Genomic DNA, 16,730 nt, shown 5'->3' on the forward strand with positions numbered 1-16,730 from the left:
AAAGCCGCGGGAAGATATTATTCATATCCTCCCGGGCTTTTCTCCCTCCGTGGACACAGCCGCTTGGCTGTGCGTCCTCTCTCGGACCAGACCAGCGGTTATTGCCGCTACGGAACCCTAGAGAACAATGGCTATTCAGTTGTTCGACCTTGCGATAGATAATCTCACATGTTTCGTTTCGATCTGATGTTATTTAATATAACATGAAATTCTTGGTTTTCAAGCCCTTTTTCAAACTTTTTTCTTATTTAATGTTCGGTTATCTTACATATAAAGCCCTTTCAAGCCTGATGAAGGCAAAAAAAGCCGGCTTTTCATTAGAAAAGCTGGCTCGTGATACTGAATATTCACCTGCAATGTGCGCCAATCCTGTCTTCCGAAGCTTTAATAATGTTTCTAGCCATCCTCCCCATCGCCACCGGCGCGATAACCGATCATGACGGCGGAGCATTCGGACATGATATAGTGATGTCACATTTAATCCGCGCCGGCATATCGCTGGCTGATCCGATTACCTTCATTGACCTGATCTCCGGAGCGATCCGCCATAAGCTGGTCTAATGCATTGACCATACAGCTGTACCGGAAGGGCAAATGAAATTGGTCAAATGCCTCCATGGCAAATACCCATACCACTTCCGGCCTCCAGACATAGATTAGAGTATACTCCAAACGCAAGGAGGTGTTGTGAATTATGTCAGGACTTGGCCATGGCTTTAACAACGTGGGATCAATTCTTGTGCTGTTCATCTTGTTGGTGATCATCGTCTGCGGTTGCGGATTCGTAGGCGGTTGGGGTGGCGGTTGCGGCGGCCCAATGGTTGGAGGCGCACACACAGGTAAAGGTTACTACTAATCACTTGAAGCATCATGCCTCCATGAATGCGGACTAATCTAATTTCTCTAAATATATTCAAAAGACCCCTTCCCGGGGTCTTTTGTCTGTCTGTACCAAGAATCCCCGCAATTTATCCATCCGGGGGAATGATCCTATCTAGTTAATAATAAATAGTCTTCTATATGCGGGATAGAGGTCCAAGCACTTGCTAACCTACATACATAATCTATAGTGTATTCTAAATTATTAGGAGGTTTTATTCTTAATGGCATCTTCCGGTTTCATTCTTGTCCTGTTCATCTTGTTGGTTATCATCGCTTGCAGTTGTGGTATCTTCGGTAGCTCCGCACCTGCGTGCGGTGGATATCGGGATAAAAAAGAAAGCTAACAACAAAAGGCCCCGCTCGGGGCCTTTTTGTTTGTTTATTTGCGGGAATCCGCCAACATGGCGTCAACCGATTTGCTTAATTGTTTAAAAATAAAGTCCGGCGCTAATCGGCTCATCGTCTTCAGAAGGTTACTTTGGCCCGGACGAACCTCCAACTGATCCCGCTCCATCGCTTTAATCACATGATCAACCAGCTTGGATGCCTCCATCGGCACGCTGCCTTTCATATCCGCAGCATCAAAAGCGTCTACTAACGATGTTTGGGTCAGCGGCGGCGCCAATTCAAATACGCGAACGGACGTATTCTTAAGCTGAACCCGCAAAGACCTTGTGTAGGAGTGAATGCCCGCTTTGGTTGCTCCATATACGGGCGCAATAGCAAACGGTACAAAAGCAAGTGCCGAAGAGACGTTCATAATGGCTGCCGAAGGCTGTTTCAAGAGATGAGGCAGGAATTGCGTATTCATCCGAACGGGTCCGCTCAGATTCGTCTCAATTTCGCGATTAATATCGAGAAGATCCGTTTCTTTGGTTTGCAGGTTTATTTTTCGCATGACACCCGCATTATTAATCAATACATTCAAGCTCGGAAATTGCTTGGTTACGCTGCTGTGAAGCTGGGCAATGGCTCCTGGGTCTGTCACATCGCAGGAAAAGGTATGGAGCTCGGGAAAACGGGCTTTCGCTTGATCCAATTTCTCTTGATTTCGGCCGGCTACAATAACCGTATTGCCGAGCGTAAGGAATCGATGCGCCAGCTCTAGTCCTATACCGGTTGCACCGCCTGTAATAAGAATCGTATTTGCATGAAGCTTCATAGGAATTTAGTCCCTTCACTTTTATCAGATCGGCAGTATTTTACCATTATCTGCTTCAACTTGTCACTGAAAATACGACTACTTCACTATACAAAATAAAACGGAGGAGCTATTGGAAGCCCCTCCATTTGAGCTCCCGCTCAGTCTTCGATTGCTTGGTATACCGTGGTCCAGAAGTCATGAATAAGCCGAGCTGAATCCGGCGTGGACATCCCTACTTGAGTAAGCAGGAAACCAGTGAGTTGCTTCTCTGGATCGGCGTAAGTCGAGGTGCCGCTTCCGCCATCCCAACCGAACTGACCGATGGAGGCGTAATCGCCCCTATAAGTACGGACCGCCATTCCTAGGCCCCAACCGCCGTGTTGCCCTTGTCCATATGACACATGGACGTTGTTAACAGCCATGGCGTGACGGGCTGCTTGTTGTTCCGGCGTAAGGCGGTTAGTGGTCATCAGCTCAACGGCAGGCCGGGACAAAATCCGCTCATTTCCATGCATGCCATGGTTTAGCAGCATCTGAAAATAAGCTTGATAATCATCTACGGTGGAGACCAAGCCACCGCCGCCGCCTTGGAAGGCCGGAGGTTGACTATGACGTCCCCCTTCCGCAGGGTCCCACACGAGGAATTCTCCCGTCTCGGGGTTAGGAGCGTAGAGAGGCGGCAAACGATCAATCTTCTCTGCTGGAAGGTGGAAGCCCGTATCCTTCATGCCGAGAGGTTCAAAGATTCGTTCGCGCAGGAATGACTCAAACGATTGGCCCGTTACTCTTGCGACGAGAACGCCAATAAGATCGCTGGCGATGTGGTATTGCCAGCGTTCTCCCGGCTGATGCATCAGCGGAAGTGTCCCGAGGCGCCGCATCCACTCATCCGGCTCGGGCATAGGCACTGGTAGATCAGGGGTGAGTCCTTTCTCAAAGATTGCTCCCATGATTGGTGTTCCTAGCGAAGTCATATCCATGCCAATCCCAAACGTGGAGGTTAATACATCCCTTACGGTAATTGGTCTTCGTGCTGGTACGGTCTCATCCAGCGGACTATCAATCTTCTTCAGTACTTGCCGATTGGCGAGTTCCGGCAACCACGTCTCGACGAGATCATCAAACCGCAGCTTGCACTCGTCGATCAAGATCATAGCCGCCGCAATCGACACCGGCTTGGACGTGGAAGCCATCCGAAAGATCGTGTCCCTGTGCATCGGCGTCACACCGTCATGACTCATCGTACCAAGAGCTTCAACATGTGTCTGGCCATTTCGGCTCACTAATGCGACAAGCCCGGGAATCTTCCCGGACTCGACATGCCGTTCCAGCACATCGCGCAATCTGTGTAGCCCTGTAGTGGTGAAGCCGTTATTGCTCTGTCCCACGATCTTTTGCATGTAATATCCCTCACTTTACTTTTTGATAGTTGAACTTACGAAAACTATTAGTTACGTGAACTCTTTGCTCCTTTCATTCACCTCCATTTAGAATAATACGGGACATGATTGGATAATCCTTCCTTTACCAAACAAAAATAGCAGCCATTATTGGCTGCTATCGTATGGTTAAACTCTGTTGATTTTACTATAGTTTCCACTTAAACCAGCGACCATGCCCGTCTGTTTCGGCTAACGTTTCCCTATATTCTTTCCCTTTGATGTAATAATCAAGGTGGAGATCCGCATCCCACATATTGTTGTAGAGATGAAAGACATCCCGCTCCCTGCCAATAGATTGAATTTGCTCAATCAACCTAGTCTTGGCATCGACCGGCAGCTGGTTAGCAACATGGGTATGAAAGATACATAAGGTAGAATCTTTAGACACCGTCCGTATTAGATCCGGAAGAATGGCTACTCCATCCCCTTCAATGAACTCTAACGATTCGCTCATTAGGTATTCCGCAGCTTTCTCAAAATACAAATGACGCTCTTTGTGCTCCGGCCAAATTAATGCTTTTAGCCATTGATAATCTTCTTGGGTATTAAGATTATTTACATGCAAATCCAGACCGATTCTACGTTGCACGGGTGGACTATATTTAAACAATGCTGGGAATCGGTCTCCTATAACCTCTGAACTTATTTCTAGTGTAGACTGGTGAGATCCGTACATTTGATGTGATTGGTAGGTGTAGCTGTATTTGTCCCATAGTAATTGAAGGCCAGCACTTGTGCCAATTTCTATAAGAGTTAGCGGTTTATTAGACAGCTGATAAATGTAGCAGAAAGTAGGATACAAATAGGCGCATCTTCGGACTTCATTTGTTTGAACAAGCTTATTTTCTAACAAAGGGACGATATCCTCTTCGAATTGAACACAAAAATCTTTGAAAGGTTTAAATGCGCCTGAAGCTCCCAGCGGTTCATTCACTAAACTAGGATAGTATGCAGATAACTCGTGCTCTTTCCCGTTCAGGAGCAAATAATGAACAGCTCCAAGAAGGAGATTAGGCACCGGTTGTCCGTGTTTTGAATGTGCAGCCAATCTTAATAATTGGAGGTCATTAGCAATGTTCTCAGCAAGATGTTCATAAAGGATACTAGAATTTTTGCATTCCCTTTTCGCAAAATTTATAAACCGTTCCGATAACGCATGAAGCTCCAACAAACCAACCACCTCCCAGATAGTGGTATGTTATCACGGAACAGCGATAAACTCTGCTTCAACATTTCTATCCCACTGATTATGTTTCTTTATCGCAAGAAGATCATAATACTTCCCATTGATCCAATCGTTTGAATTCAAACGACAATTTTCCTATTTGGATCCATTCTTTCGCCTGCTGAACAAGCGGAGATGAATTTATTGCCGTAATTTCCTCTAGAGGCAACCACAAGCCTCCTAACGAATCTTGATCTTCGATCATTTCGGGAAATTGTATCATCGTTCCTTTTGCGCTTTGCACCAGATAAAACACGGCAATATGATGAATGTGAGTTGTGCCTCTTTTGTCTAGCTCATACGGAATCAGAAATTCGCAAGCGCCAACATTTTCTTTAATCTCGGCTATAATCCCCGTTTCCTCCAAAATCTCTCTTAATAAAGCGGCCGCTAAAGATTCATCGGCTTCAACCGTGCCGCCGGGCAAGTCATATCTCCCGCTGTATGGACCTCTTCCCTTTTGAACAACAAGTAATTGATCATTCTCCAAACAGATCCCATACACGCCAAGATGTCGATGCCATTGCTCGTTCAGACTCAGTCCCCCCTACTTACTGGCAACAATCATAAACCTTCTCGAATTGGTGCAAATCCCCTTTGGCGTCCGGTTATTCGCAATGAAATCATTAAGAATGGAAAAGTCGTCTTGATGTTGGCCAAAGTTAGGGATGATAGGTGTATGTTTGAGCAAGAAAATCAGGTCTTCAGGGCGTTCATAGTACTCGAGTGCATCGTACTCTAACAATTCGACTATATGAAATCCCGCTTCTTGTAGTTGCGTTATATAATTGTCTCTTAGTACTCCATCCTCTACTCCAAATGACTGCCCTCGGCCAAAAGCCGACTTTAAGTTCAGCTTATCGGCTTCCCCTACTTGCTGCGTTAAGAAGAAACCTCCTTTCTTCAACACTCTCGCCGCTTCACCCGCGGAGAACGGTGCATGACAGCAAGAAATGACATCAAAAAACTCCGACGGAAATTGTAAACATTCCGAAGACATCTGAACAAATCGCACATTAGATACATTTGCTTTATTCAAGTTTGATTGCGCTGTACTCATCATCCCGTTCGAATTATCTATTCCTATGCCCAACAGAAACGAGGAGGCCATGTTCAGAACATTCTCGCCTCCGCCAGTTCCGATGTCCAATAAAACCTCAGTACCGCTGCACTTCTTTTTGACTTCTTCATACAATTGCCAAGTAACCCCTTCAGACGTTACTCTCAACTTGCTGAAATCCCAACCGTTAGAAATTCCGACCCTATCGTAAAAATCTTTGTATTCGATTTCGTTCATACGCTCCTGCAACCTCTTCTACTTATTATTTTATTGCTCCATGCGGCAAGACGGCATGAACCCCACGTATGCCATTCACGATTTGAGTAATGCGCAAATCAACAACCAGACTAGAAAGAGCTAACGCTTCTTTGCGTTCAAAACCATACAAATCGCACATGAGATCCAACATTCCGTTTAATGCAATTATGGTCGCCTCATTCAAATCTTCGTGGAACCCCATGGTGATCCAACCGTTCGGAGTTTTGGCCCGAGGCATGGCTAATTTCATATCCTCGCGGACTCGGAATTCCAGATGGACAGCGTCCATCGGACATTCCAATGCCGGAACACCCACCTCTCCATCGCCTTGTACGGCATGCCCGTCACCAACCGAGAATAACCCGCCAGATACCGCAATCGGCAAGTATAAAGTGCTGCCCGCGGTTAATTCTTTGCAATCCAGATTGCCGCCGCAACAACGCGGTGGAGCCGTTGGATGAATGCCCGGTTCATCGGGAGGCATTCCCATAATTCCCATAAAAGGACGTAGGGTAACCTTATGCCCCTTGTCACTTGTACCAATCATTACATCTCGGTCCAGCTTCCAATTCAAATGGTATTCTTCTCCATCTACCAAGCCTAGACTAATGTTTACGGGATGCGGAAACCCTCCGGCGCTATTCCATCCCCATGAACCGGGAAGGATTTCGTTTATTTTTATTTCCAGCGTCATCCCAGGTTCCGCGCCTCGTATAAATACCGGCCCACACAATGCGTGTCCGCCGTCTTTTGGACGTTCCCTTGGTTCAAATCTCTTCCTAATTCCCGGCGCTGTAAATGGTTCAAGTCCCCAACCGGCATCAAGAGTTGTAAAGCAAATGGAATCGCCTGAATCTATGGTTAGTACAGGTTCGAAATCTTTTGAGAAAGAGCCATGAAGTGTGGAACGCTCAGGATAAATCGAATAATGAGCCATATAATCCCTCCCACAAAGCAATCGCTTACAAGAATATTGTAAACGATTAAATTGGAATATTATCCCACAATTTTAGTCGTTTTTATGACGAATACATACACTCCCCAGACAATGTATTGCATCCGGATCAGCCACACGTTAAGATTCTAGTAAAACCACCATATAGGAGAGTTATTCATGCCGATTAGCGTACCTTCGCCTTTGCCTTGGAGAGAATATTTCAAAGACGACGCCAACCATACCATAACTGGCGATGTCCAAATCATCGAAGCATTCCCGGTTCCCCAGCTTCACATTCATCGTAGAGTCTGGATATACTTGCCGAAGAGCTACAGCGAGGGAGATCGTAGATACCCTGTCTTGTATATGCAAGATGGGCAAAATGTATTTGATCAAGCGACGTCGTGGGGAAGCGAGTGGCGTGTCGATGAGGCATTGGAGGGGATGGCGCTAGAGGATCACTCTCTTGAGGCTATCGTGGTCGCTGTGGATCATGGGGTCGCAGAGCGAAACAATGAATATAACTTTACGATTAATGCGGAATACGGCTTCGGCGGTAAAGGAGAAGCGTTCGCCGCGTTCTTGGCCGAGACGCTTAAACCTTATATCGACAGCCACTATCGGACACTTCCGGAACCGGAACAAACGATGATAGCCGGAAGTTCGTTCGGCGCCTATATCTCGCTGTATGCTGCCATTCGTTACCCGGAACAATTCGGCCGCGTAGGCGGGATATCCTTCGTCATGTGGCATGACAACAACGCGATTATTCAGTTAATAGAGCAAGCCGTATTCTCCCCTTCCCTACGCGTTTACCTAAGCATAGGAGAACTGGAAACCGACAATCCCGAATTTAATAAAACGGCGTACGAGCATGTTGCGCAAGTGCAGCAGGCATTGATAGCAGCAGGAATGCCGGACAATCGCGTTCGATTCGATTACGTCCCAGCTGGCAAACACCATGAATCCACTTGGAGCGAGTTGTTCCCCGTGGCGTTCCGTTGGCTGCTCCAGCCATAAAAAACTGGAACAGCAGCTCTATCAATTAGAAAGAGCTGCTGTTCCGGTGGCAACCTGCTTATTTCTCCCACAGCTCGACTAGTCGGCCATCAGGATCTTCGATCCAAATAAACGTTCCGAATTCACTGCTCTCTTTATTTTTGGCGAGCGGGACACCAAGACGTTCAAGGTGTTGAATCATTTCGTCTATATGATGTACTTGGAAATTCAACATCACTTGTTGGCTGGTTGGAAAATAACGATCTTCTTCCGCAAAAAAGGAAAAAATCGTCTCATTCCCCGGTTGAGGCGCGATCACTGTACCATTCCAATCACCCATTTCTAATTTCAATACTTCGCTGTACCATTTTTTCGTAACCTCAAGATTAATCGTTCTCCAAAATACGCCTCCGAAACCTTTAATCATCGTAGCTAACTCCCGTTCTATTCAAAATGATAAACATTCACGCCATCCTTATTATATCCATCCAGAATGAATCCAGGTTGTATACTATTCTGTTCATCTTGCAGTGCGAACCATAATCGAAATCCATCTGAGAGTTCCACTATATTCGCATCTTTATTGATGGATTTAATGGTTCCTTTGTGCTCGATGTGAAGTTTGGTAATGTCAGCCTGTTTTATTATTCCATAATAAATCCAATAATTCTTTTGCTCTTCTGTTTTTGCGTTAATATCTAGATTTGCGGCCCCCCATGTCACTTCTTCATCAGTTGGATAAGATACCGTTCCGCTGCCAAATCCCCATTTAAATTTTTTCCCATTCTTATAGACAAGTCCAGCATCTATTCCTCCGTTTGGATTTACATAAAATAAAATGACTCCTTTTTTCACCTCGTACTGATAGTAAATTTGTTTGTATTGGATACCGCTATTTTGGATCGCTTCTTCCATTGAACCATATCCGCTGTTTGTACATCCCGTTGCAAAAATGAGTAGAAATAGCAATGGAAAATATTTTATTGTTTTTCTCAAACTTCCCTCTCCTTCTTAATAAATGCTGTTAATAGCAAGCGTGTAAGTCCGTAAGCCATCATAGCTCCGGTACAGTTTAGAATAAGATCATCGACATCAAAACTGCCTAACTTTAACGCGATCTGCAGAATCTCAATGGACAAATTCAGTATGAAGATAAAGGTAAAAAAATGAAACGTTCTCCTATATATCTTGAACATCACGGGCATGAGGAAGCCAAGTGGCGCTAACATGACGACATTCCCAAGCAAATTTTTAATAAGAATGTCCAGATTGTAATGTTCTCTATCTATAAAGTACGTACTAATGGTTCGAAAAGGATACAGATTATACATCCTGCCTGCAAATTGCATGTAGAAAAGACGATCAAGTACAAGGTACTTTATAAGGACTAGACCATAAATAAAGAATAGAAGCCATAAAAACAATCTAACTATCTTGTTCAACACATACATTCCTTTCGTGATGTCATAACTCGCATTTTGACCACAACCACCCACCTAAATTTTGGAATACCGAAACTATTGACGCAACATTCCTATTAATTGTTGCAATATCATAAAGAGGCAACCGATCACTTCGATCGATTGCCTTCTCTTATCGTTGTAACTCGAACCATTCCTTTACGTGACAAGCATAGTGGAGTACCTGATTGGGATCATGGGTTTTGACAAGTTGAGGCAAATCTGAGAACTTGCTGAGAAAATCAGAGACGCACCATCGAATTGTCCAATGGGGGCTGCTTGCTAAGGGAATCCAATGATGAAGTTCAGTCTTATCGCTATTTTGAAGCAAACCATACAAAAACCAAGATCGAACGCTATCCTCTTGCTCCAAATAAAATCTATCCCAATATGATGCGCGCTCAGATGGACTAGCAGGCTCTTTTAATGCATACACTGCAATCTTTCTTATAAGAGGACTTGGATCATTTGAAACATCCCATAGTATCTCACGTGTTAATTCACCGTTTCTAATCTTTCTGCTCAAGTGGATCGCACGCTCTGTCAGTCCTGTTTGATCAAGAAATGCATCCTCTTCCTTAGGCATACAAGTAATACCTTTCGAAATAGCGCTAGCAGCTCGTTCTGCATTTATAATCCGGGCGATATTATTATCTCCAATCAATAGATCTCCATTGTCGACTAACGCATTCCGAAGGGTTGAGGTTTCAAGATTCGGAAACCTAGATAATAAGTTCATACACGCACCAGCTATTAAAGTTGATGCAGCCGAGGTTCCCGTATACAAAGAGTGTTGGTTCTCGTCCGCATCCCCTTCACAATACGGGATCAGGATACGGGTGCGTGGAGCTCGTATGTCTGGACGATAATATCCATCGCCATTATATCCATAAGGTTCCCCTGGATAAGGGATCCTTCGTTTAGGATCCGAGCTTCCTTGATCATTAAAGCCGCCAACTGCGAAATATTCCCGTGGAGGTAAAATGGTAACGATGTCACTGTTACCATTTGCGCAAATAACCATGATCCCTTGTCGAGTAACGGCTTCCAACGCTTGGACAGTCGGATTATATTTTGTTTCCTCTAATAACACCTTGTCATCTTGCGCATGCCATCCTAGACTTAAGATCAATCGAATATTCCAATGCGAGTAATTTGCAAGGATCCAGTCTACCCCCCTCTTAAGACGTTCACCTTCGCCGTCTTTAAAGGCCCCATGGGATAGGACGATAAAATTCCCGCCCGATGCTATTCCCGTATGTATCAATCCATTACTATAAAAGGGCTGATGCGCTAATGTGAGGACTGTCATCAGACCATGTATGCCGTGATCCAATAGTTTTGGGTCGTATTGTTGCTCAGCAATATTTCTACATATAATCGAATCATCGTCCACAACAACATATTTTAAACAGCCAGCTAGATGACTTATCGCAGGATGCGGCGATAAATCATCAATTATAATGATCCCTATCCCTTGTCCAGAAACTTGATCAGGCGGCGCCGTAAATCCTAGCCTCATCCACGAAGGTTCGATGCACATGACAGTTCCTCCTAAATCGCCGTTTGATCGCCTGCCCTCTATTTATTAGCCAATAGGGTAAATTCCCATGGAATGTTTTCATTATTCCAACCGCGATGTTCTTCAAATTTCATCAATTTAAAACCAGAGGTTATAACGGCATTGAGTATTTCGCTTAGGGTATATAGCCTAAGTGAAACTTCAGGGAATGCTTGTTGCTCTTGCTCATCGAAATACTTTTTATATGGGACATGTCCACTATGCAATTCCTCGTCAAAATACCCCTCTTGAACTTGGTTCTGGATCTTAGAGTCCGATAGAAGGCACCGTCTCAATGGATGAAAGTCGCTTAGAACCATCTCGCCATCATGTTTCAGTAACGAAAAAAGAATAGACATCAATCTCTCAATATCATCGAAATAATGTAAAATTCCGCCTTCCAGATACAACATGTCAAAATAACCGCTATACTTTTCCAAGTCGATTTCATACAGGTCGGTAACAACAAATTCAATGGATACACCCGCAGCATCCGCCAGTTCAAGAGCATACCGTTTATTTTCTTCCGATATGTCAAATACGGTTACTTCTGCGCCTAACAGGGCCAACGGGACTGCTTTCCGTCCATTGGAACCGCATAGATTAGCCACTTTTTTCCCATTTATCTGTTCGAAATAGGGCTGGTGCTTTTTCAACTGCGCTTTAGGATTCGCCATTATTTTATTTGCCTTATCTTGAGGTGAACCATCTCGTTTGTTCCAAAACTCATACGCTCGATGTTCCCATGCTAATTTATTTGCGGCGCTTTGTTCATTCATACCCGTCCAAACTCCCTCCATAGGAGACTATTTTTCATTACCACTCTTTTGGGATTGAAAATATGGGGATGTCCTTATCCCCCTGATCATCGCATTGATGAAGCGTATATCTATATGAATCCCGATCCTCTTGCATACTGATGTTTTTGCAGGAGTACACCGTTTTCCCTCGTTCCCCACTCATTCCGTCTCTGGAATTATCGATCGTCCATGTAATCTTCTTCCCGTCTGAATGAACATCATAGATCCAAAATCCGCCGTCGATAACAGGAGGGATCAGCATCAAGTAATCCCCTTTCCCCTCATTGTGCCTTTCTACCATCTCATTGACTCTTCTTATGTCCTTTTTATCGAATCGATATAGAATAGTTCCATCATTTTGAGCTGGCTTAGATGGGTATACGGATATAATCAACAATGCAGCTAATACAACAATCATTCCCGCCATTACTCCGAAAATCATTCTAACTTTCATTCTCTGTCCCCCAGTCGCTGTATTTATTTCTCAAAAGCTTGCTAGATAGATACCACATTTTTACTATTAAGTTGCGCTTCGCCATCTATGATCTGAATAAAAAAAGCAACCGCTAATTTGCGGCTGCTATGTCCAACGATTTCAGTTCCAACCTCACAGGGAAATGATAACCCATTGATTCTAACAACTTCATGGCTACCTTATTCTGTTCATTAACTAGCGTTTCAGCATTGTTTCGCCCGTTCTTCAAATGATACTCGAAACTTTTCGCTATCAGATATTTACCCAGGCCTTTGTTGCGCCATCGGGGAATGACAAATAACCGTTCAACTGCACCCGTTTGCCAACACATCACGCTGCCAACAAGTTCATCGCCTTCAAACGCGGAAATGGTATGCAATTCTGGACCACCCATCATCCATTCCAGCATGTTTACGCTTCGGTATAAAATGCCCTTATAAAATTGATTCTCTAATTCGGTATATTCGATTCTTTCCTTTCTCGTATCCATCGGGTGAAACTTGACATGAACGCCATCAGGTTCCCGTATATCAGGCATCGATTGACCAAGTGGGCATTGCGCGAGAAAGTAGGTTTGAAACGGGCTGAATCCCATCTTTTCACTTAGCTCTTGATCAGCTGTAAAATCATCCCAAGCAACCAGCTTTGCCTTCTTGTTGGGACGGCGTAGCTGTTGACAAGTATTCAAGAAGATAGGAAATAGAGCCTCTATCACTTCATTCATACGATTTGCAGCTAATTCATTAACGGGCATTTCAACCTCGAATACATCATGATCATCAGCTAGTCCATGCCGCAAGTAACCTACGCTAATTAACTGGTCTTCCTCGTTAAAAACACAACTCATCTTCTGATGCTCGTAATCTTTATTGTACTTAAATAGAATCCATGCTTTATGACTCAGCTGTTTCACTCTTTCTTCAAATTCCGTGCAATATGGATGGATTTGCAATGCCATTCCAATGTCCCCCCTGATATGGTTTGTTCAATCGTAACAAAGGGAAAAGTTAATAAATACAGAAAAGATTCTTCTGAATCAATCTTTACACAAGAAATCACATCCTGAGAGCTGATGTGATTTCTTGGACTTATATTTTTGAATAAATGATTTTCTTAATACTCTCGTAGGAGAGGCAAAATTGCTTGGAAAGCTCGTCTATCTTAGCACCATCCGTATATTGTTGGCGTATAACTTCGTTTCTGGTGCTTAAGCTGTTTCGACTTCCCGAGTTCTCGCCCCATTTCTTCCGTTGCCCTTCTGGAGCTGGGACGTAAACCATTGTCCCCTGAATATATTTCTGTATTTCCTTCAATAGTTCTTCCGGTAGAACGTTATCGGCGTTTACATATTTCATGATAGCTCTGCTCCTTAAATGGATTAAAAATTTAAGGTTGCAAAGTCTATCCTATAAACAACAATCACAAACGCAGATCATAAGGCGGTGTAATTCTTTTCTCGCTCCACACAAACAACCGCCGTTGTTTATAGTCCAAGACTTTGCATGGAGCAGATCGTTGATTTACTCATCGTCTGAAGCCTCACTTTCAAGCAACATCATAGCAGGAATACATTTCAAACTATTACATTTGTTACTATTTTCATTTTTCCTTCAACGTTTATTTCACATCCATTTGGTCTGCGATAACGTCAATCGCATTTTGCAATGCTTTTTTTACCTGTGGTCCAAAATGTCCCGCTTTCACAAAAGCCTTCAGATCCTTCTTCCCAATGATGCCATCCGAGTCGAAATCCGCTTTGGGATCGAAATGGAGCTGCCCTTTCTTGGTCCCATAGGTTCGAAGAAATTCAATGACGTCATTCAAATTCACCTGGCCATCGCCATCAAGGTCCGCCGTTGGTTCTGGATCCGTACCTGGATCGGTTCCCGGGTCAGTACCAGGATCTGTACCGGGGTCCGTGCCAGGATCTGTTCCTGGATCAGTTCCTGGATCTGTGCCTGGATCTGTGCCTGGCACCTCATACCATGTGGTACCGAGATAGACCTGCCATCCGTCCTCCCAATATACCTTCGCTTTGTCGGTGACAATCCGTTCGGAAGGCAGCCTGCTGCCGTCCTCTTGCACAAGACTTAACCAAACGCCGCCGTCGTACGTATAAGCGGCTTCACCGGCAGCTGAAAGTGTAATAAAATGGCTGTCCGCTGTACTGGTAGGCATCAACTGGACATCTTCACCTTCTGGGGAACGCAGCCATAACTGCTTCTGCCCTGCCTCCGTATACACCGTATAGCCAATCCAGCCCCCTGCTGTCATATAGTCTCCCGCCACGGATGACGCACCGGTAAGTTCCTCAGCAACACCATCCCGCTCGACAACAAGCGTCGAGCTGTTATCCCTTGCATAGAGCAATACGCCGTCATCCATAACGGGGGTACGGTAGACGAATCCGTCGTTTGGCGTAATTTGAGAAGCGGCACCATCGGCATATCGGAACAACTTACCTTCTCGCGCGAACACGAGCGTGCCATGATCGTCCAGCACATAATCGTTACGGTCGGTAAATCCGACGGAGACCGCATTACCGGTCGAGGTATTCTGTAACGTCAGCTCGCGAAGCCCGCTTCCCGGCGCATGGTAGGCGGCCCAACCTCCATTTACGCGAATATCGTCCGCGGCAATGGCTTGCAGCTGACCGTCCCGCCAAATAAAGCTCGAATAGATCCCCCGTGGGTCGAGACCTTTCCGATAATAACCATCGGGCAGATCGGTGCCAGTTGCATCGTAAGCGCTGCCTATAACACCACCTGGGATGAGCTTAACATTAAGCCGCGTCTGCTCAGCTACGAGCAGCGGCAACGTCTCCGCTTCGTTGGTATCCCGATGGCGAATGCGCAGCCGGTGATCGTAAGCATTCCATAAAAGCGTGCGAGAGGCGTCCGTGTCAAGTACAACGCCAGCTTCCTTCGAGATAGCCGTCAGGTTCGAGACGTCCTCCACATAAATCGGATAAGACTGCGAGCTAGTTAATCCGCTAGCATCGGTGGCACTGAGCTGTACGGTAGCAGCCTGACCAATCCACTGCTCTGCAGATACGGTTTCCTTGATCGCATTAGTGCCGGAGGCAAGCAGCTTCCCGTTTATGCTGAGCTTCAGGCTGCTGCAGCTCGTATCGGGATCATCGTCGGTGCAAGAAATATCAACAGGCAGATTCGGGTCGGCAACTTCGAATGGAAGCGGCGCATCAGGATGAATGACCGGCACATTGTTGTGCTTGAGAGCAATGGCGAGAGGAGCGCTGTTACCGCCATCGACATCAGTCGCCGTAAGGTTCAAGTTGAAGTTCCCCCAAGGAAGCGAGGAAACGTCAACCCAGCCGGTATATTCACAAGACGATCCGCAAAAGGCGGTCTGTTTCGTTAAGTTAACAGCGGGAAGACTACCTGCCGCGGCTTTCGTTTCGGCGATTGGTACCTGAGAGTTAACCGTAACGCGTACAAAAATACGATCGGGTACAAAAGCATTCGCCGTCGGCGTAGTTACCACGAGCTTCGGTACCGATGCGGCATGTACGGGTTTGGCTTGCATACTGATGAGTCCTAGAAGCACAATGAGGACCATTGCCACTAACGCGAATGGCCTTCTATGATGGATCCTGATGTATGAATTCTCCATTTTTCAATTTCTCCTCCTTGTCGTCCGGAACGAACGTCTTGCATGTCGCTCACCTCAAAGAAAGTCCCAAAAAAAACAGGTAAACTTTTCCTTTTGCTCGCGCAAGACTATTATGCCTGTCCGCTGGGGGGACGTACATAGGGAGAAGCCCCTATATGGAAGGTGCGTTTTGCACGTTTTTGAGCGTCGCTTCAACGGGACTATTCGGATGCACAAGTAAGCGACAAGAATCGACATCCTTGTTAAAACCGGTGACCTTTAACCCAAGCAGAGTTATCGCTTCTCTGGTGTCTTTTCCTTCAACAATAAAAGCAAGCGTGGCAATGCCTATTCGCTAAGTCTTAAGCCTGAACACACCCAGGCCGATAGGGAGAGGAATTGCCAGCTTCTTTAGAAAGGCTTAAGAACCATGATTACGGTAATGGCAATCAGAAGCATTTGTGATGCCGTCTCAAGCGGAACGATCTTTTTCATTAACTGACTAAGCTCGGCAGGCACTTCTTCCCCTTTGCTTGAACTTGTAGAAGCAATCTGCATGATCGTTTTCATCCGTGGCCCGATCAATCCTTCGATCATTGCGATCAGGAGCAGCGATAAAAGAATAGCTATATTCAGCCACATTTGAGATAATCCCATCTTTGTTATAATCATGATCCAAACACCGGTTATAATAAGTCCGGAGCCTCCAATTTTGGGCAAGATGGCAAGCCTGTTCGTTACATCAAACGCAAAGCGCAATTGTCCAACGGTTCTGGCAGACCTTCGAAGTACGGGCACTACCAGAGAAGGCCCGATTATCGAAAAAGCAGACAAAATGTGCAAGACCAATAACCATCCAAACAAACCGATCATCT

The 16,730-nt window shown here is 45.3% G+C and carries 20 protein-coding genes and 1 riboswitch; of the genes, 4 read left to right on the plus strand and 16 right to left on the minus strand.

The genetic code is table 11. The features are described from left to right. Positions 1-26: 26 nt before the first annotated feature. Positions 27-132: riboswitch (guanidine-I (ykkC/yxkD leader) on the minus strand. A gap of 258 nt (positions 133-390) precedes the next feature. The 3 genes from QQK89_RS11250 (at position 391) to yjcZ (ending at position 1,226) form a co-directional block, all read left to right on the plus strand. Further along, positions 391-561, plus strand: a complete 171-nt coding sequence (locus QQK89_RS11250) for a hypothetical protein (protein WP_284238661.1) — start codon at positions 391-393, stop codon at positions 559-561. A 133-nt stretch (positions 562-694) separates the two neighbouring features. Continuing rightward, positions 695-856 (plus strand): hypothetical protein, encoded by a 162-nt coding sequence (locus tag QQK89_RS11255; RefSeq protein WP_284238662.1) that lies wholly within the window; start codon positions 695-697, stop codon positions 854-856. 247 nt (positions 857-1,103) lie between these two features. Beyond that, positions 1,104-1,226, plus strand: coding sequence for a sporulation protein YjcZ (yjcZ, locus tag QQK89_RS29645; RefSeq protein ID WP_349816725.1), 123 nt, complete (start codon positions 1,104-1,106; stop codon positions 1,224-1,226). Positions 1,227-1,261: 35 nt separating this feature from the next. On the opposite strand, the gene QQK89_RS11260 is transcribed toward yjcZ, so the two are convergent. The 6 genes from QQK89_RS11260 to QQK89_RS11285 all read right to left on the minus strand — a co-directional run bounded on the left by QQK89_RS11260 (position 1,262) and on the right by QQK89_RS11285 (position 6,705). After that, entirely contained in the window at positions 1,262-2,044 is a 783-nt protein-coding gene (locus QQK89_RS11260; RefSeq protein ID WP_284238663.1) for an SDR family oxidoreductase, read from the minus strand. Positions 2,045-2,184: 140 nt separating this feature from the next. Continuing rightward, the gene (locus QQK89_RS11265; RefSeq protein WP_284238664.1) at positions 2,185-3,426 is read right to left on the minus strand and encodes a serine hydrolase domain-containing protein; all 1,242 of its coding nucleotides are present in this window, start codon (positions 3,424-3,426) and stop codon (positions 2,185-2,187) included. A 187-nt stretch (positions 3,427-3,613) separates the two neighbouring features. Continuing rightward, positions 3,614-4,639: a DUF2332 domain-containing protein gene (locus tag QQK89_RS11270; protein ID WP_434481657.1), complete on the minus strand. Its 1,026-nt coding sequence runs from the start codon at positions 4,637-4,639 to the stop codon at positions 3,614-3,616. A 100-nt stretch (positions 4,640-4,739) separates the two neighbouring features. Beyond that, positions 4,740-5,198 (minus strand): NUDIX hydrolase, encoded by a 459-nt coding sequence (locus QQK89_RS11275; RefSeq protein ID WP_284238665.1) that lies wholly within the window; start codon positions 5,196-5,198, stop codon positions 4,740-4,742. A 42-nt stretch (positions 5,199-5,240) separates the two neighbouring features. Next, positions 5,241-5,990 (minus strand): class I SAM-dependent methyltransferase, encoded by a 750-nt coding sequence (locus QQK89_RS11280; RefSeq protein WP_284238666.1) that lies wholly within the window; start codon positions 5,988-5,990, stop codon positions 5,241-5,243. 25 nt (positions 5,991-6,015) lie between these two features. Next, positions 6,016-6,705 carry an acetamidase/formamidase family protein gene (locus tag QQK89_RS11285; protein WP_349816726.1) on the minus strand — a complete coding sequence of 230 codons (690 nt, stop codon included), beginning with the start codon at positions 6,703-6,705 and terminating at the stop codon, positions 6,016-6,018. A gap of 420 nt (positions 6,706-7,125) precedes the next feature. Between QQK89_RS11285 and QQK89_RS11290 the strand changes: the two genes are divergently transcribed. Beyond that, complete coding sequence (locus QQK89_RS11290; protein ID WP_284238668.1) at positions 7,126-7,968, plus strand: alpha/beta hydrolase; 843 nt, start codon at positions 7,126-7,128, stop codon at positions 7,966-7,968. Between the two features lie 58 nt (positions 7,969-8,026). Here QQK89_RS11290 and QQK89_RS11295 read toward each other — a convergent pair whose 3' ends face one another. The 10 genes from QQK89_RS11295 to QQK89_RS11335 form a co-directional block, all read right to left on the minus strand. Then, a complete protein-coding gene (locus QQK89_RS11295) occupies positions 8,027-8,374 on the minus strand; it encodes a VOC family protein (RefSeq protein ID WP_284238669.1) in 348 nt (115 codons plus the stop codon). A gap of 17 nt (positions 8,375-8,391) precedes the next feature. Continuing rightward, positions 8,392-8,943: a hypothetical protein gene (locus QQK89_RS11300; protein ID WP_284238670.1), complete on the minus strand. Its 552-nt coding sequence runs from the start codon at positions 8,941-8,943 to the stop codon at positions 8,392-8,394. Then, entirely contained in the window at positions 8,940-9,398 is a 459-nt protein-coding gene (locus tag QQK89_RS29650) for a VanZ family protein (protein WP_349816727.1), read from the minus strand. Before QQK89_RS29650 ends, QQK89_RS11300 begins: the two co-directional genes overlap by 4 nt. Before the next feature lie 142 nt (positions 9,399-9,540). Further along, on the minus strand, positions 9,541-10,950 hold the full coding sequence (locus QQK89_RS11305; protein WP_284238671.1) for a S8 family serine peptidase: 1,410 nt from the start codon (positions 10,948-10,950) through the stop codon (positions 9,541-9,543). A gap of 38 nt (positions 10,951-10,988) precedes the next feature. Continuing rightward, positions 10,989-11,747: a class I SAM-dependent methyltransferase gene (locus tag QQK89_RS11310; protein ID WP_284238672.1), complete on the minus strand. Its 759-nt coding sequence runs from the start codon at positions 11,745-11,747 to the stop codon at positions 10,989-10,991. A gap of 37 nt (positions 11,748-11,784) precedes the next feature. After that, a complete protein-coding gene (locus tag QQK89_RS11315; RefSeq protein WP_284238673.1) occupies positions 11,785-12,222 on the minus strand; it encodes a DUF4362 domain-containing protein in 438 nt (145 codons plus the stop codon). A gap of 112 nt (positions 12,223-12,334) precedes the next feature. Then, entirely contained in the window at positions 12,335-13,201 is an 867-nt protein-coding gene (locus tag QQK89_RS11320; RefSeq protein ID WP_284238674.1) for a GNAT family N-acetyltransferase, read from the minus strand. A gap of 130 nt (positions 13,202-13,331) precedes the next feature. After that, positions 13,332-13,598 carry a CD3324 family protein gene (locus tag QQK89_RS11325; RefSeq protein WP_284238675.1) on the minus strand — a complete coding sequence of 89 codons (267 nt, stop codon included), beginning with the start codon at positions 13,596-13,598 and terminating at the stop codon, positions 13,332-13,334. 262 nt (positions 13,599-13,860) lie between these two features. Beyond that, complete coding sequence (locus tag QQK89_RS11330; protein WP_284238676.1) at positions 13,861-15,876, minus strand: hypothetical protein; 2,016 nt, start codon at positions 15,874-15,876, stop codon at positions 13,861-13,863. 390 nt (positions 15,877-16,266) lie between these two features. Continuing rightward, positions 16,267-16,728 carry a DUF2269 family protein gene (locus tag QQK89_RS11335; protein ID WP_284238677.1) on the minus strand — a complete coding sequence of 154 codons (462 nt, stop codon included), beginning with the start codon at positions 16,726-16,728 and terminating at the stop codon, positions 16,267-16,269. Positions 16,729-16,730 lie beyond the last annotated feature (2 nt).

The organism is Paenibacillus glycanilyticus (assembly GCF_030161375.1).
Taxonomy (GTDB): Bacteria; Bacillota; Bacilli; order Paenibacillales; family Paenibacillaceae; genus Pristimantibacillus; species Pristimantibacillus glycanilyticus_B.

Bases quoted from the DNA above. Each gene is read 5' to 3' on its own strand.
- QQK89_RS11280 (WP_284238666.1), bottom strand. From the start codon at position 5,990: ATGAACGAAATCGAATACAAAGATTTTTACGATAGGGTCGGAATTTCT.
- QQK89_RS11330 (WP_284238676.1), bottom strand. From the start codon at position 15,876: ATGGAGAATTCATACATCAGGATCCATCATAGAAGGCCATTCGCGTTA.
- yjcZ (WP_349816725.1), top strand. From the start codon at position 1,104: ATGGCATCTTCCGGTTTCATTCTTGTCCTGTTCATCTTGTTGGTTATC.
- QQK89_RS11285 (WP_349816726.1), bottom strand. From the start codon at position 6,705: ATGACGCTGGAAATAAAAATAAACGAAATCCTTCCCGGTTCATGGGGA.
- QQK89_RS11320 (WP_284238674.1), bottom strand. From the start codon at position 13,201: ATGGCATTGCAAATCCATCCATATTGCACGGAATTTGAAGAAAGAGTG.
- QQK89_RS11260 (WP_284238663.1), bottom strand. From the start codon at position 2,044: ATGAAGCTTCATGCAAATACGATTCTTATTACAGGCGGTGCAACCGGT.
- QQK89_RS11250 (WP_284238661.1), top strand. From the start codon at position 391: ATGTTTCTAGCCATCCTCCCCATCGCCACCGGCGCGATAACCGATCAT.
- QQK89_RS11255 (WP_284238662.1), top strand. From the start codon at position 695: ATGTCAGGACTTGGCCATGGCTTTAACAACGTGGGATCAATTCTTGTG.
- QQK89_RS11335 (WP_284238677.1), bottom strand. From the start codon at position 16,728: ATGATCGGTTTGTTTGGATGGTTATTGGTCTTGCACATTTTGTCTGCT.
- QQK89_RS11265 (WP_284238664.1), bottom strand. From the start codon at position 3,426: ATGCAAAAGATCGTGGGACAGAGCAATAACGGCTTCACCACTACAGGG.
- QQK89_RS11325 (WP_284238675.1), bottom strand. From the start codon at position 13,598: ATGAAATATGTAAACGCCGATAACGTTCTACCGGAAGAACTATTGAAG.
- QQK89_RS11315 (WP_284238673.1), bottom strand. From the start codon at position 12,222: ATGAAAGTTAGAATGATTTTCGGAGTAATGGCGGGAATGATTGTTGTA.
- QQK89_RS11305 (WP_284238671.1), bottom strand. From the start codon at position 10,950: ATGTGCATCGAACCTTCGTGGATGAGGCTAGGATTTACGGCGCCGCCT.
- QQK89_RS29650 (WP_349816727.1), bottom strand. From the start codon at position 9,398: ATGTATGTGTTGAACAAGATAGTTAGATTGTTTTTATGGCTTCTATTC.
- QQK89_RS11290 (WP_284238668.1), top strand. From the start codon at position 7,126: ATGCCGATTAGCGTACCTTCGCCTTTGCCTTGGAGAGAATATTTCAAA.
- QQK89_RS11295 (WP_284238669.1), bottom strand. From the start codon at position 8,374: ATGATTAAAGGTTTCGGAGGCGTATTTTGGAGAACGATTAATCTTGAG.
- QQK89_RS11310 (WP_284238672.1), bottom strand. From the start codon at position 11,747: ATGAATGAACAAAGCGCCGCAAATAAATTAGCATGGGAACATCGAGCG.